The sequence below is a fragment of the Kitasatospora sp. NPDC093550 genome (assembly GCF_044764985.1).
Taxonomy (GTDB): Bacteria; Actinomycetota; Actinomycetes; order Streptomycetales; family Streptomycetaceae; genus Kitasatospora.
The window spans coordinates 207,428-221,337 of sequence record NZ_JBIWJF010000014.1; the positions used below are offsets into that span (position 1 = coordinate 207,428).

Annotated in this window: 13 protein-coding genes and 2 tRNA genes; 4 read left to right on the forward strand and 11 right to left on the reverse strand. The window is 75.4% G+C overall.

Translation table 11 applies throughout. From position 1 onward, the window contains the following. The first annotated feature begins 23 nt into the window (after positions 1 to 23). Positions 24 to 1,229: an MFS transporter gene (locus tag ACIRD3_RS23495; protein ID WP_402219874.1), complete on the forward strand. Its 1,206-nt coding sequence runs from the start codon at positions 24 to 26 to the stop codon at positions 1,227 to 1,229. Between the two features lie 25 nt (positions 1,230 to 1,254). On the opposite strand, the gene ACIRD3_RS23500 is transcribed toward ACIRD3_RS23495, so the two are convergent. The 5 genes from ACIRD3_RS23500 to ACIRD3_RS23520 form a co-directional block, all read right to left on the reverse strand. Then, positions 1,255 to 1,890: a DJ-1/PfpI family protein gene (locus ACIRD3_RS23500; protein ID WP_402219877.1), complete on the reverse strand. Its 636-nt coding sequence runs from the start codon at positions 1,888 to 1,890 to the stop codon at positions 1,255 to 1,257. Next, a complete protein-coding gene (locus tag ACIRD3_RS23505) occupies positions 1,890 to 2,876 on the reverse strand; it encodes a GlxA family transcriptional regulator (protein WP_402219880.1) in 987 nt (328 codons plus the stop codon). Before ACIRD3_RS23505 ends, ACIRD3_RS23500 begins: the two co-directional genes overlap by 1 nt. A 151-nt stretch (positions 2,877 to 3,027) precedes the next feature. Then, positions 3,028 to 3,101, reverse strand: a tRNA-Lys gene (locus ACIRD3_RS23510). A 70-nt stretch (positions 3,102 to 3,171) separates the two neighbouring features. Then, positions 3,172 to 3,519, reverse strand: coding sequence for a zinc-binding dehydrogenase (locus ACIRD3_RS23515; protein ID WP_402219883.1), 348 nt, complete (start codon positions 3,517 to 3,519; stop codon positions 3,172 to 3,174). A 24-nt stretch (positions 3,520 to 3,543) separates the two neighbouring features. Continuing rightward, a complete protein-coding gene (locus ACIRD3_RS23520; RefSeq protein ID WP_402219884.1) occupies positions 3,544 to 4,080 on the reverse strand; it encodes an NADP-dependent oxidoreductase in 537 nt (178 codons plus the stop codon). A 193-nt stretch (positions 4,081 to 4,273) separates the two neighbouring features. On the opposite strand from ACIRD3_RS23520, the gene ACIRD3_RS23525 reads away from it, so the two are divergent. Continuing rightward, positions 4,274 to 5,857, forward strand: coding sequence for a Na+/H+ antiporter (locus ACIRD3_RS23525; protein ID WP_402219886.1), 1,584 nt, complete (start codon positions 4,274 to 4,276; stop codon positions 5,855 to 5,857). Positions 5,858 to 6,045: 188 nt separating this feature from the next. Next, positions 6,046 to 7,707, forward strand: a complete 1,662-nt coding sequence (gene pgi, locus ACIRD3_RS23530) for a glucose-6-phosphate isomerase (protein WP_402219889.1) — start codon at positions 6,046 to 6,048, stop codon at positions 7,705 to 7,707. A 117-nt stretch (positions 7,708 to 7,824) separates the two neighbouring features. Here the strand turns inward: pgi and ACIRD3_RS23535 are convergent. The 3 genes from ACIRD3_RS23535 to ACIRD3_RS23545 form a co-directional block, all read right to left on the reverse strand. Continuing rightward, positions 7,825 to 7,898: transfer RNA gene (locus ACIRD3_RS23535), tRNA-Lys, on the reverse strand. 68 nt (positions 7,899 to 7,966) lie between these two features. Then, positions 7,967 to 8,524: a bifunctional DNA primase/polymerase gene (locus ACIRD3_RS23540; protein ID WP_402219892.1), complete on the reverse strand. Its 558-nt coding sequence runs from the start codon at positions 8,522 to 8,524 to the stop codon at positions 7,967 to 7,969. 114 nt (positions 8,525 to 8,638) lie between these two features. Beyond that, positions 8,639 to 8,995 (reverse strand): hypothetical protein, encoded by a 357-nt coding sequence (locus ACIRD3_RS23545; protein WP_402219894.1) that lies wholly within the window; start codon positions 8,993 to 8,995, stop codon positions 8,639 to 8,641. 228 nt (positions 8,996 to 9,223) lie between these two features. On the opposite strand from ACIRD3_RS23545, the gene ACIRD3_RS23550 reads away from it, so the two are divergent. Continuing rightward, the gene (locus ACIRD3_RS23550) at positions 9,224 to 9,526 is read left to right on the forward strand and encodes a hypothetical protein (protein ID WP_402219897.1); all 303 of its coding nucleotides are present in this window, start codon (positions 9,224 to 9,226) and stop codon (positions 9,524 to 9,526) included. Between the two features lie 11 nt (positions 9,527 to 9,537). Here ACIRD3_RS23550 and ACIRD3_RS23555 read toward each other — a convergent pair whose 3' ends face one another. The 3 genes from ACIRD3_RS23555 to ACIRD3_RS23565 are packed head-to-tail and all read right to left on the reverse strand — an operon-like array spanning position 9,538 to position 13,825. Next, positions 9,538 to 10,911 carry an AAA family ATPase gene (locus tag ACIRD3_RS23555; RefSeq protein ID WP_402219900.1) on the reverse strand — a complete coding sequence of 458 codons (1,374 nt, stop codon included), beginning with the start codon at positions 10,909 to 10,911 and terminating at the stop codon, positions 9,538 to 9,540. Then, on the reverse strand, positions 10,911 to 12,509 hold the full coding sequence (locus tag ACIRD3_RS23560; protein WP_402219903.1) for a hypothetical protein: 1,599 nt from the start codon (positions 12,507 to 12,509) through the stop codon (positions 10,911 to 10,913). Before ACIRD3_RS23560 ends, ACIRD3_RS23555 begins: the two co-directional genes overlap by 1 nt. Further along, entirely contained in the window at positions 12,506 to 13,825 is a 1,320-nt protein-coding gene (locus tag ACIRD3_RS23565) for a hypothetical protein (protein WP_402219906.1), read from the reverse strand. The genes ACIRD3_RS23560 and ACIRD3_RS23565 overlap by 4 nt, the downstream gene beginning before the upstream one ends. Positions 13,826 to 13,910: the final 85 nt, after the last annotated feature.

The window sequence follows — 13,910 nt, forward strand, 5'->3', positions numbered from 1 at the left end:
TGTGAGGTCCAAGCATGGTCCCCATGGCGACCACACGACTCCGCACCCCGGCACCCCACCGGCCCTTCCCGCTCCCCTCCCTGCTCGCCCTGGCCACCGCCGTCTTCGTCACCGCGCTCACCGAGAACCTGCCCGCCGGGGTGCTGCCCGGCATGGGCGAGTCCCTCGGCGTCAGCGAGTCGGCGGCCGGGCAGACCGTCACCGTCTACGCGATCGGCTCCGCCGTCACCGCGATCCCGCTCACCGCGGCCACCGCCGGCGCGGGCCGCAAGCGGCTGCTGCTCACCGCGATGGGCGGCTTCGCCCTCGCCAACACGGTGACCGCGGTCTCCGGCGACTACCCGCTCACCCTGGCCGCCCGCTTCCTCGCGGGCGTCGCGGCCGGCCTCGCCTGGGCACTGCTGGCCGGGTACGCCCGTCGGCTGGTGCCGGTCGAGCAGCAGGGCCGGGCGATGGCCGTCGCGATGGCCGGCGTCCCGGTGGCGCTGGCGCTCGGGGTGCCGATCGGCAGCTTCCTCGGCCGGATGCTCGCCTGGTGGGTGCCCTTCCTGGCCATGACGGCCCTGGCGGTCGGCGTGGTCGGCTGGATCACGGCGACGCTGCCCGAGCAGCCCGGGCAGCCGCGGGGCGAGCGGGTCCCGGTCCGGCACGCGCTCACCGTGCCCGGCGTACGGCCGGTGCTCACCGCGACCGTCCTCTACGTGCTCGCGCACACCGTCCTGTTCACCTACATCGCGCCCCTGCTCGACCGGGCCGGCCTCGGCGGCGCCACCGGCGGCGTGCTGCTGGTCTTCGGCCTGGCGTCGATGGCGAGCATCTGGCTCACCGGAGCCCACATCCACCGTCGGCTGCGGCAGTTGACGATCGGCGGCGCGCTGCTGGTCGCGCTGACGGCGGGCATCCTCGCGGTGTCGTCCGGCAACGCGCCGCTGGTGTACCTCGCGGCGCTGCTCTGGGGCCTCGGCTGGGGCGGCGCCCCGACCCTGCTGCAGACCGCCCTCGGCGACGCCGGCGGGGAGCGGGCGGACGCCGCCCAGGCCGTGCTGGTGACCCTGTGGAACCTCGCGATGGCGGGCGGCGGGGTGCTCGGCGGCCTCGTCCTGAGCGCCCTCGGCACCCGCGCCCTGCCCTGGACGGTCCTCGCCCTGCTGCTCCCCGCCCTCGCGGTGGTCACCGCCGCCCGCCGCCACGGCTTCCCGCCGGTGCGCGGAGGCCGGCCCGGCCGCTGACCGGGCCCGGCCCCGCGGGTGCGCGTCAGCGCAGCAGCAGCCGGTTCGACAGCAGTTCGGCGACCAGCTCGGGCGGGGCCGTGGCCGTCGAACCCATCGAGTACGGCGGTTGCGGGTCGTACTCGATGACCAGCTGGATCGCCTCCGCGGCCGCGTCCCCGGCCAGTCGGCCGGTGAGCGAGAGCGCGAGGTCGATCCCGGCCGAGACGCCGGCCGCGGTCGCGTACTTCCCGTCGACCACGATCCGCTCCGTCCCCGTGGGCTCCGCCCCGAACGTCGGGAGCCGGTCCAGGCAGCACCAGTGCGAGGTGGCCCGGCGTCCCGCGAGCAGCCCGGCGGCGGCCAGGACCAGCGAGCCGGAGCAGACGGAGGTGGTCCAGGTGGTGGTGGCGTCCACCGCGCGTACCCACTCCAGCACCGCCGGGTCCGTCAGCCGGGCCTCCGTCCCGGGCCCGCCGGGCACCAGCAGCACGTCGGCGGCGTCCACCTCATCCAGCGCGGCGTCCGCGGTGAGCGCGAGGCTCCTCATGTCGGTGCGCACCGGCCCGCGCCGGGCGGCGGTGAACACCACCTCGGCGCCGGGGATCCGGGACAGCACCTCGTAGGGGCCGACCGCGTCCAGGGCGGTGAAGTCGTCGTACAGCAGGATGGCGACGCGCATCAGTGTCCTCCGTCGTGACTCGGGTGGAAGCGGCGGCGGTACTCGGCGGGCGGGGCGGCCAGGGCCCGGACGAAGGCGCGCCGCATCGCCTCCGGGGTGCCGTAGCCGCAGGAGCGCGCGATCTCCTCGATGCCGTCGTCGGTGTCCTCCAGCAGCCGCCGGGCGGCCTCCAGCCGGACCCCGTCCACGTACCGGCCAGGGGTGACCCCGACCTCGGCGGCGAAGGCGCGGGCGAAGTGCCGCGGGGACAGCGCCGAGCGGCGGGCCAACGCCTCGACCGACAGGTCGGCCTCCGGGTGCTCGGCGATCCACCGCTGCAGCTCGCGCAGCGGCGGCCGGGCGGCCACCTGGGCGGCCAGCTGGGTGCTGAACTGGGCCTGGTTGCCCGGCCGGCGCAGGAAGACCACCAGGTGACGGGCGATCAGCAGGGCGGTCTCCCGCCCGAGGTCCTCCTCGACCAGGGCCAGCGCCAGGTCGATCCCGGCGGTGACCCCGGCGGAGGTGGCGATGCGGCCGTCCCGGACGTGGATCGGATCGGGGTCCACCTCGACCTCCGGGAACCGCCGGGCCAGCTCCTCGCAGTACGCCCAGTGCGTGGTCGCCCGGCGCCCGGCCAGCAGCCCGGCCTCGGCGAGCAGGAAGGCGCCGGTGCACACCGACACCACCCGCTCGGCCCGCCCGGCCAGCTCCCGGACCCGCTCGACCAGCGCGCCGTCCGGACGCTCGGTGCGCTCCGTGCCGGGGATCACGCCGCCGGGCACCAGCAGGGTGTGCACCGGCCCGACCTCGGCCAGGTCCGCGTCCGGCAGCAGCCGCAACCCGCTGGAGCTGCGCACCGGCTCCCCGCCCGGCGAGGCGGTGACCACCCGGTAGGCGTCCGGCCGCCCGGAGGCGCGGCCCGCCCCCGTGAACACCTCCACGGGGCCGGTCACGTCCAGGCTCTGCACGCCCTCGTAGAGGAGGACCAGCACGCTGCGCGCTCTCATGCGGCCAGCCTCCCAGCGGGCCGGGGTGGCAGCAATGACCTGCTTCCCACCTTTCCTGCCACCGCTCGCGGGCGCCACGCGCGGCCGCCGGGGGAGTACGGCGAAACGCCGGAAGGCCCCCCGCTCTCGCGAAGGGCCTTCCGGCTGTCTGTGCGCCGCCAGGGACTCGAACCCCGGACCCGCTGATTAAGAGTCAGCTGCTCTAACCAACTGAGCTAGCGGCGCCTGCTGACGTGGAGAACATTACCTGGTCAGCGGCCGAAACACACAATCGGCCCGGACGGCCCCGGTCCGCTCAGGCGGTCAGCACCACCTTGCCCCGGACGTGCCCGCCGCCGACCAGCCGGTGGGCCTCGGCGACCCTCCCCAGCGGCAGGGCCTCGGCGACCTCCAGCCGCAGTCCGCCCGCCTCCCACAGCCGGACCAGCTCTGTCAGCCGGGCGGCTGTGCGCGGTGCCCGCAGCCCCCGGACGCCGAGCCGCTCGGCCGCCGGGTAGTCGACCACGGTGCCGATCCGGTCCCGGTCGGCGACCAGCTCGACCGAGGCCTCCAGCGCGCCCCGCCCGGCGGCGTCGAAGGCCGCGGTCACCCCCCGCGGCGCCACCGCCCGGACCCGCTCGACCAGCCCCTCCCCGTACGCCACCGGCACCGCGCCCAGCTCGCGCAGCTAGGCGTGGTTGCGCTCGCTCGCGGTGCCGATCACGGCGGCGCCCCGGGCCCGGGCCAGCTGGACGGCCACCGTGCCGACCCCGCCCGAGGCTCCGTGCACCAGCACGGTGTCGCCGGGGCCGACCCCGAGCAGGGTGAGCGCCGCGTGGGCGGTCTGGCCCGAGGCGGACAGCGAGCCGGCCTGCTCCCAGGGCATCCCGGCCGGCTTGGCCACCAGCTGGGCGGCGGCCACGGTGACCAGCTCGGCCTGGCTGTTCAGCAGCCGGAAGCCGATCACCTCGTCGCCGACCGCCCACTCCCCGCTGTCCGGGCCGAGCCGGTCCACCACCCCGGCGAACTCGTTGCCGAGGACGAACGGCGGCTCGGCCACCACCCCCGGCGGCCGGAACCCCTCCCGGATCGCGAGGTCCACCGGCTGCACCCCGGCGGCGTACACCCGCACCCGCACCTCGCCCGGGCCCGGCTCCGGATCCGGCACCTCGGTGACCCGCAGGACCTCGGGACCGCCGGACCCCGTCACGGTGACCGCCTTCATGACCGCTCCCGCCCCTCTCGGGCCGCTGCGGCCCGGACTCCCCGCTCGACGGCTCCCGTCGGCTGGTCCCGATCCTCGGAGCTGAAGTGCGCTTGAGGTCAAGTGCCCGTGCGGTGTGTCTTCACTGATGGGTGCATTGTCAGATTTATCCTGGGCGGCGCTCAGCCGTCCGCCGTACGAGAGGAACCTCCCCGTGGGCCAGCTGCCCCTGTTCTTCCTGGTGCTGCTCGCCTCCGTGGTCACCATGCCGCTCGGGCGCAGGACGGGCGTGCCGCAACCGGTCCTGATGACCCTGCTCGGCATCGTCATGGCCCTCGTCCCGCAGATCCCGGACGTCACCATCGAGCCCGAGCTGATCCTCCCGCTGGTGCTGCCGCCACTGATCTTCGCGGTCGCCCGGCGCTCCTCGGTGCGCTACTTCAAGGCCAACATCCGCTCGATCCTGCTGCTGGCCGTCGCCCTGGTGGTGGTCACCACCGTCGCGGTGGCCAGTACGGTGCACTGGCTGCTGCCCGCCCTGCCGCTCGCCGCCGCGATCGCGGTCGGCGCGCTGGTCTCCCCGCCCGACCCGGTCGCGGCCGTCGCGGTGGCCGGCAGTGTCGGCCTGCCCCGCCGCCTGGTGTCGATCCTGGAGAGCGAGGGCCTCTTCAACGACGTCACCGCGATCGTCATCTACTCGCTGGCCATCGAGGCCGTGGTCAGCGGCGACTTCTCGATCGACCACGCGGTGCTGCGCTTCGTGCTGTCCGCGGTGCTGGCCGTGGTCGTCGGCGTGGTGCTCGGCTGGGTCAACGCCAAGCTCGCCGAGCGCCTGGACGACCCGACCCAGCAGGTCGCGCTCAACCTGCTGGTGCCCTTCGCCGCCTACACCATCGCCGAGGAGATCCACGGCTCCGGCGTGCTCGCCGTCGTGGTCTGCGCGCTCTACCTCGCCGAGCGGGCCTCCGACGCCGACGCCGTCTCCTACCGGCTGGTCGGCAACGCCTTCTGGGAGGTGGTCGAGATCCTCATCACCGGGGTCGCCTTCGGCCTGATCGGCCTGGAGCTGGCCACCGTGCTCAAGGAGGCCGGCCGCGGCTGGACGGGCTTCCTCGGGGACGCCGCGGTGGTGATCGCCGTCGTCGTGGTGGTCCGGCTGCTCTGGCTGCTGCCGGCCGGCTGGGTGTCGCGCCGGCTGCGCAGCGGCGACGAGGAGGACACCCCGTTCAGCTGGAAGGAGAGCGTGGTCCTGTGGTGGTCCGGCATGCGCGGCGTGGCCACCGTCGCCCTCGCGCTCGCCATCCCGCTCACCCTGCACTCCGGCGAGGACTTCCCCGAGCGCGGGCGGCTGGTCTTCATCGCCTTCAGCGTGGTGCTCTTCACCCTCCTGGTGCAGGGCCTGACCCTGCCCTGGCTGGCCAAGCGGCTGCGGCTGGACATCGACCAGGACCGGCACGAGCAGGCCGTCCGTCAGCTCTGGTGGCGGGCCGCCAAGGCCGGACTCACCCGGCTCGGCGAGCTGGAGGAGCAGGACCGGCTGCCGGCCGAGGTCGCCGACCGCCTGCGGGACCGTCAGCACGACCGGCTGGCCCGGCTCTGCCCGGAGAACTACGCCGAGGAGGAGGCCGCCGAGGCCAAGCTGCGGCTGGCCCAGTGGCGGGCCGCCCGGGAGGTCGAGCAGGAGATGATCGCCGCCTCCCGCCGCGAGATGCTCGTCGCCCGCAGCGAGCTCGGCGCCGACCCGGAGCTGGTCGACCAGGTGCTGCGCGGGCTCGACCTGCGGTCGGAACGGAAATGACGGCCCGACAGCGGTGACCGGGCGGAATGTGCGCGACCACCCCCGGGGTTGCATAGGCTGAACCCGGGCAGGCCGTCAACGGAGTCGGCGCACCACCCGTACCCGCACGACCTCGCACGGACCCTCATCGCCGGGTCCCACGCCTGGCCCTGCCGGTTTCTGCACCCAGATGAATCGAGGACCCACCGATGTCGGAGACCCGCGCCGACGCCCGCACCCCGCTGGACCGCACCCCGCAGTGGGCCGCCCTGGCCAAGCACCGGGCCGAGCTGGGCGACACCCACCTGCGCGAGCTGTTCGCCGCCGATCCGGAGCGCGGCCGCCGCCTCACCCTGGAGGTCGGCGACCTGCACGTGGACTACGCCAAGCACCTGGTCACCGACGAGACGCTGGAGCTGCTGCGCGAACTCGCCGCCGCCACCGGCGTCGCCGCGCTGCGGGACGCCATGTTCCGCGGCGAGAAGATCAACAACACCGAGCACCGCGCCGTCCTGCACACCGCCCTGCGCGCCCCGCGCGGCGCCGTGATCGAGGTCGACGGCGAGAACGTGGTGCCCGCCGTGCACGCCGTCCTCGACAAGATGGCCGCCTTCTCCGAGAAGGTCCGCAGCGGTGAGTGGCGGGGCCACACCGGCAAGCCGATCCGCACCGTCGTCAACATCGGCATCGGCGGCTCCGACCTCGGCCCCGCGATGGCCTACGAGGTGCTCCGCTCGTTCACCAAGCGCGACCTCGACGTCCGCTTCGTCTCCAACGTGGACGGTGCGGACCTGCACGAGGCGGTCCGCGACCTGGACCCGGCCGAGACGCTGTTCATCGTCGCCTCGAAGACCTTCACCACCATCGAGACCATCACCAACGCGGTCTCCGCCCGCGACTGGCTGCTCGGCGGCCTCGGCGCCGGCACCGAGGCGGTGGCCAAGCACTTCGTCGCGCTGTCCACCAACGCCGAGGGCGTGCAGGACTTCGGCATCGACACCGCCAACATGTTCGAGTTCTGGGACTGGGTCGGCGGCCGCTACTCCTACGACTCGGCGATCGGCCTCTCGCTGATGATCGCCATCGGTCCGGACGCCTTCCGCGAGATGCTGGACGGCTTCCACCTGGTCGACGAGCACTTCCGCACCGCCCCGGCGGAGCAGAACGTCCCGCTGCTGCTCGGCCTGCTGGGCGTCTGGTACGGCGCGTTCTTCGACGCCCAGGCGCACGCGGTGCTGCCGTACTCCCACTACCTGTCCAAGTTCACCGCCTACCTGCAGCAGCTGGACATGGAGTCCAACGGCAAGTCGGTGACCAGGGACGGCACCCCGGTGGACTGGCAGACCGGCCCGGTGGTCTGGGGCACCCCCGGCACCAACGGCCAGCACGCCTACTACCAGCTGCTGCACCAGGGCACCAAGGTGATCCCGGCCGACTTCATCGGCTTCGCGAAGCCGGTCGCCGACCTGGCCCCGGGCCTGGTCGCCCAGCACGACCTGCTGCTGGCCAACTTCTTCGCCCAGACCCAGGCGCTGGCCTTCGGCAAGACCCCGGAGGAGGTCGCGGCCGAGGGCGTGCCCGCCGAACTCGTCCCGCACAAGACCTTCCGGGGCAACCACCCGACCACCACGATCCTGGCCGGCGAGCTGACCCCGTCGGTGCTCGGCCAGCTGGTCGCGCTCTACGAGCACAAGGTGTTCGTCCAGGGCGCGATCTGGAACATCGACTCCTTCGACCAGTGGGGCGTCGAGCTGGGCAAGGTGCTCGCCAAGCGGATCGAGCCGGTGCTGCTCACCGGTGAGGGCGCCGAGCAGCTGGACAGCTCCACCGCCGAGCTGGTCGCCCGCTACCGCGCGCTGCGCGGCCGCTGAGCCCCGGTCGGGCCGTCCGCTCCGGCGGGCGGCCCGCCGCTCTGCCGCCGGAGCCGGAGCCGGAGCCGGAAACGCCGGAAGGCCCCTCGCTCTCGCAAGGGGCCTTCCGGCTGTCTGTGCGCCGCCAGGGACTCGAACCCCGGACCCGCTGATTAAGAGTCAGCTGCTCTAACCAACTGAGCTAGCGGCGCCTGCTGACAGAGAAGACTCTAGCAGCGCCGTGCGTCCGGGCCAAAATCGAATACCGGTCGCCCCGCGTTCACCCTCCGGTCACGACGGCCGTGCCGACGGGCACCGCCGCGCCGGGCTCCCGCGCCGCCCGGACGCAGGCCCACAGCACCACCGAGGCGCCGGGCAGCCACGGCTCCCGCTCCTCGGGGGCGACGATCCACCGGCCGGCGCCCTGGCCGGGGGAGTCCGGGCTGTTCACCATCCGCTGCAGCGGCGGGACGGTCACCGTGTCGCCCTTGCCGTGGCACAGCAGCGGCGGCACGTCCCGGGCCCACTCCTCCCAGGCCAGCAGTCGGCGGAGCCGGGGCGCCGCGCCGGGCTGGACGAACAGCAGGGTCCGCCCCCGGTGGCTCGCGACCGGACCGCAGCCCGGGCCGGAGGCCCACAGTTCGTCCAGCACCCGGCGGCCGAACAGGGCCGGCATGCTGATCACGTCGAAGGCGCGCCCGCAGGGCAGTACCGAGGGCGCCCACGGGCGGGCCTCCCAGAGGGCCCGCATGCTGCGCGGGTACTCGCTGGCGGAGGCGAGCCAGGCCTCCCCGGCCACGCTGACGTACTCCACCGACTGATGCGTCCAGATGTCCACGCACAGCAGCGTGCGCCGTGCGCGCCCCCGGCAGGGCGGAAAGCGCCGTTTGCCGGACAGGGCGGCGGGGCATCGCGTACCCTCCGCCGCTGGCATATGCCGGGGGCCCGTGGATCAGTCCTCGTGGCGGCGCGGCTGGAGCAGGGTGCGGCCGTACTCGATCATCTTGGCGGCGTAGTCCGGGGTCCAGTCCGCCCGTACGGCGACGTCGGCGTCGGACAGCGCGTCGAACCGGCGCGGGTCGGCGAGCTGGGCGGCGGCGACCGCCTGGAAGTCGGTGGCCCGCTCGGCGGCGGCCCGGAAGGCCAGGGCCAGCTCGGTGGAGCGGCGCAGCAGCTCCGCCGGGTCCTCGATCGACTCCAGGTCGAAGAATCGTTCCGGCTCCGGTTCGGCGGACTGCGGCTCGAACAGCAGCTGCGCCGGACGCAGACGCCTGGTGGGCTCGGTCGACTCTGCAGGGGAGTCGGGCATGGACGGACACCTCCGGGGTCTCGGTGGGGCGGGCAGAGCTGCTCCGGGCTGCGCCGCCCGGGTTGTGGCCGTCGTCCATTGTCTCGCGGCGGGGCCGGGTAACGGAACGGTGCGCGTGCGGGCGCTATTCCCCGGTGCGCGCCGGGGGCGTGCTTCGTGCGCCGCACATCCGGATCGCATGCGAACCGGTTGTCCCGGTGTCCGTCCGCCGCACCGAAGGAGAACCCCATGCGTGTCCGCCAGGCCCTGCCGGCCCTCGTCCTCGCCCTGCCGCTGCTGCTCGTGACGGCCCCGGCCGCGTCCGCCGCCGAGACGGCGGTGGTGGTGCAGGGCCCGGTGAGCGTCCCGGGCGGCCCGTCGAAGGCGACCTGCCCGGGCGGCACCCACCTGACCGGCGGCGGGTACCAGCTGCCGGCCGGGGCGAACGACACCGTGACCCACAACGGCCCGTCCCCGGACGCGACCGGCTGGTACGCGCAGGCCGACCACACCCGCATCACGGCCTTCGCCGTCTGCGAGACCGAGGACTGAGCGCCCGGCGGCTACCGCAGGTGGACCCGGTGGCCGCTCAGGTGCTCCAGTACCTGGTGGTTCGCCTCCCAGCCGTCCGGGAAGGCCACCGGGACGCCCAACTGCACCGGCTCGGTGGCCGGGTGCTCGTCCAGCAGCTCGGCGATCCCGGCCCGGGCCACCACGATGCAGGCGTGCCGGTGGCGGGAGGCGAGCACGCAGAGCCGGCCGGTCTCCAGGTGGAAGGCGGTCGCGTCGGGGCGGCCGGAGAGCGGGTGCAGCACCACGGTGACGTCGTACTCGCGGCCCTGCAGCCGGTTGGCGGTGTCCACCGTGACGGCCGGCCCGGCCGTGCCGTCCACCGGGACGCCCGCCTTGAGCAGGGCCGCGCGCACCGCCGCCGCCTGGTCGCGGTGGGCGGTGCCGACGGCGATCCGGTCCGCGGTGAGCGGCGCCTCGCCCTGCTCGGACCGCGCCGTCAGCCCGCGCTCCAGCAGTCGGCGGACGGTGGCCGCGACCGCCGCCACGGCCTGCGGGTCGGTCCGTACGGTGTGCCGGGCGGGCAGCTCCAGCAATGCCCAGCCGTGCTCGGCGGCCCGGTCGATCGCCGCGTCCAGGGCCGAGCCGTCGGGGCGGACGGCGGCGGTCAGCCGGCGGTCGTCCGGCCCGGTACCGGAGCGGAACGGCGTGTACGGGTAGAAGGCGCGGGAGATCAGCGGCGCCGCGCTGGCGGGCAGCCGCCAGGAGACCGGCAGCCGATGCGGCTCGATCTGCGGGTTGTGCGCCAGCAGGGTGACCACGGCGCTGCTGGACGGGTCGTACGACAGCCCGGCCCACTGCTCGGTGCCGACCACGGTGAACGGGTCCAGCTGGCCCGGGTCGCCGACGAACAGCGCCCGCTCGAACAGCCGGGCCACCGCGAGCAGGGCGTCCGAGCGCATCTGGTACGCCTCGTCGACGATCGCGTGCCGCCACGGCGCCTCGGCCCGCACCCACTGCCACTTGGCCGAGGTGGAGATCACCACGTCGTGCTCGACCAGCTCGGCGACCTTGTCGGAGGGCGTCACATTGGCGTGCTTCAGCACGTCCGGACCGGGCCGGGAGTCCGCGGCGTGCAGCCGGCCGATCGTCAGGTCCGGTGCCTTCTCGGCCAGCCGGCCGACCAGGTCGTCCACCTGGCCGTTGGTCTGGGCGACGATCATCAGCCGCTCGCCGGCCCGGACCAGCTCGCGGGCGGCCCGCACCACGAGCGTCGACTTCCCGGCGCCGGGCGGGGAGTCCACCACCACGCCGCGCGGGGCGCCGGCCGGCGGGCGGACGGTCGCCGCCAGGATCCCGGCCACGGCGGCGTCGGCGGCGGCTCCCGGGCCGGGCGCGGGGGCCGGCTCGGGCGACGTTGCGGTCATCACTCCCACTCCTCGGAGGCGGACGGCGCGGGTACGGGCGCGGCACCGGGCGGGCCGCCGTGCGTCCACGGGGTGTCGTCCGGCTCCGGCAGCGGCGCGGACTGGCGGACCGTCAACTCGAACAGGGCGAAGGTGACCGCCTCGCCGGGCTCGGGCAGGCTGCCCGGCTCCGGTTCCTTCTTGCGGCCCATGCCGGACAGCACCCGCAGGGTGATGGTGCCCCCGGCGGCGTCCACCGCGACGATCTCGGCCTTCTGCGCCGAAGGGCCGTGCACCCGGTGGGCCTCGCGGCCGAGGTCCGCGTGCGGACGGTCGGCGGTGCGCACGGTCACCAGCGGGCGGGGCTTGGGGGAGCGCCCGGTGGTGTCCCAGTCCGGCACCACCTCGGTCACCACACCGGCGAACGCCTCGCCGGCCAGCCGGCGTTCGGCCATCGCCAGCGGGTCGTCCAGCGCCTCCTGGACGTCCAGCCGGGTCTGCTCGCGCTCGCGCTGGGCGAGCTTGCGGGCGGCGGTGACGGCGTCGTCCTGCCGGGGCTGCGGCGGCTCTCCGGCCGCCAGGCGGTCCCGGTGGCCGGTGTAGGACCAGCGGTCGCCGGTCCAACGCTCCTCCAGGTGCCCGGCCGGCGGCAGGGTGCGCAGCAGGTCCAGGCCCTGCCAGACGTCCCGCCAGGTCGGCAGCAGGACGGCCGTCAGCAGCTCCGCCAGCTCTTCGACCGCCGCCCGCACGGCCGCCCGGGCGCGTTCGGCGGCGGCCTCGTCGCCCCGCTCGGCGCTGTGCCGCAGGGCGCCCGCGGCGGCGTCGTAGCGGCCGATCGCCGGGGCGAGCAGGGCCTCGTCGAAGCGGGGGTCGGTGGTCGGGCCGGCCGGCGGGTGCAGCAGCCGGCCCGCGTCGTCCCGGGCGGACTCGGCCAGCTCGGCCGCCTCGGCACCGGTCAGGCCGGGCGGCGGGCGGTGCCAGGCCAGTTGGGCGGCCAGGTGCTGGTCCTCCAGGTGGCTCTGGCCGGTGGCCCAGTGCCGGGCCAGCAGGCCCGTCATCGGCAGCAGCAGACTGGAACCGGGCACCTGGGCGCGGTCGGTGAGGTGGGTCAGCCACCGGCCGAGCAGCGGCACCCGGACCGGCGCCGGGTACGGGCCGGGATCCGCGTCCTCGACGGTGCGGCGGAAGCGGGTCGAGCGGCCGATCAGGGCGAGGTGGCGCACGCCCGCGCCGTTGGGCACGATCAGCTGCGGGGCGTCCGTGCACAGCTCGCGGAACACCTGGGTCTTCTCGCCCGTCTCCGGGTCCTTCTCGGAGCCCTCGATCTGCTCGACGTCCTCGGCGAAGGACTCCAGGTAGGGCAGCAGGTCGGCGGCCACCTCGGCCAGGAAGTCGGCGCGCAGGGTGCGGTTGAGCGGCTGCGGCACCAGGTGCAGCCGCGGCGCGTCCCGGTCGGTGCCCATCATCACGGCCAGCGGAGCGCCGGACTCGCCGGCCGCGGTCAGCGGGACCAGCACCATCGGCCGGTCGGACAGGTGCCGGTGCCGGACGGTGGCCAGCGGCTCGGCCCGGCCGCTGCGGACGGCCTCCAGCCGGGCCAGGGTGGTGAGCAGGCTCATGCGGTCGTTCCCGGGGCTCCCGCGGTTTCCAGGACCGGCGTGGTCGCGAGGAACGGCGCGGCTCCCGGGGCCGTCGCGGCTCCCCGGAGGGCGGCGGTCCCCAGGGCCTCCGCGCGCAGGGCGGCCGCGTAGGCCAGCCGCTCGGCGGCGTCGTCCGCGGCGGGGTCGCCCGGGACGGTGCCGTCCGCCCCGCTGCCGTCGCCGGCCGTCCCGGAGGCGGCGGCCAGGGCCCCGGTGACCGTCCGGATGCTGCCCAACTCGCCGCGCACGCCCCGGCCGAGCTGTTCGACCCGGTCGTCGCAGCGGGCCCGGGCGCGGCAGTGGAAGCCGAGTTCGCAGGTGGAGAGGCAGTCCGGGCTGTACGCGGCGGGCACCGCCTCGACCGAGGCGGCCAGCTGTTCGGCGGTCCGGGCCGGCGCGCCCGCCTCGTCGGAGGCCAGGTCGAAGCCCGCGCCGTCCGGCAGCGCGTCCAGCAGCCGCCCGATCCCGGTCATCCGGCTCAGCTGGCGGCGGGTGGTGGCCAGCTCGCGGCGGACGTCGACGGCGACCGCCGTCGGCTGGTTGCCGAAGTCCTTCGGGCAGACCAGCAGCACGCTCGTCCGGGGGCTGCCGGGCAGCCGCTGCTCGGTGTACGGGTCCTCGCCGACGGGCACCCCGGCCGCCGCGGCGGCGGCCTGCTGCAGCGCCAGCACGTACACGGCGGCCTGCCGGGCGGCGGCGCCGACCTTGGCCGGGTCCGCGCCGCCGTCGAGCACCGGGAAGGACTTGATCTCGACCACCGTGCACCGCCCGCCGTGCACCACGAGGGCGTCCGGCTCCAGGTAGGCGGTGCTGCCTGCCACGTCCAGCCGCAGCATCGGGTGGTCCAGCAGCGTCCAGGCCCCGGGGTCGGCGGCGGCCCGGGCCAGCGCCTGGGCCGTCCGTTCGGCGCGGACGGCCGGGCCGGAGCGCTGCAGCAGGTCCGGCACCTCCAGCGGGGCGTGGCCGTCCACCGGGAGGTCGAGGTGGCGGCGCAGCGGCTCCAGCAGTGCCGCGTAGTCGTCCGCCTTCAGCCGCGACTCGAAGATCACGCCGCGGGCGATCGCGAAGGGGGACTGGCCGAAGGGGGCGGGGCGGCCGAGCCGGGCGGCCAGCTCCGACTTGTCGATCCCGGCCGCGTCGAGCACCGCGCGGCGGTGGCAGCCCGGATTGGCGGCCAGCGCGGCGAGGGAGCGGGCGTTCAGACTGCGCTGCGGGGCCGGTCCGCGCAGCTCGGCGAGCCGCTGGGCGAGCGGCTCCGCCGACCCGCCGGGCGGGACGTTCGTCGAGACGTTCATGGTGCGGCCCAGTGTCGCATCCGGGTCCGACAACGCGGTCGCGGACCGGCCGCCGGACGCGCGTGCAGGTGGCCGGAACCGGTGC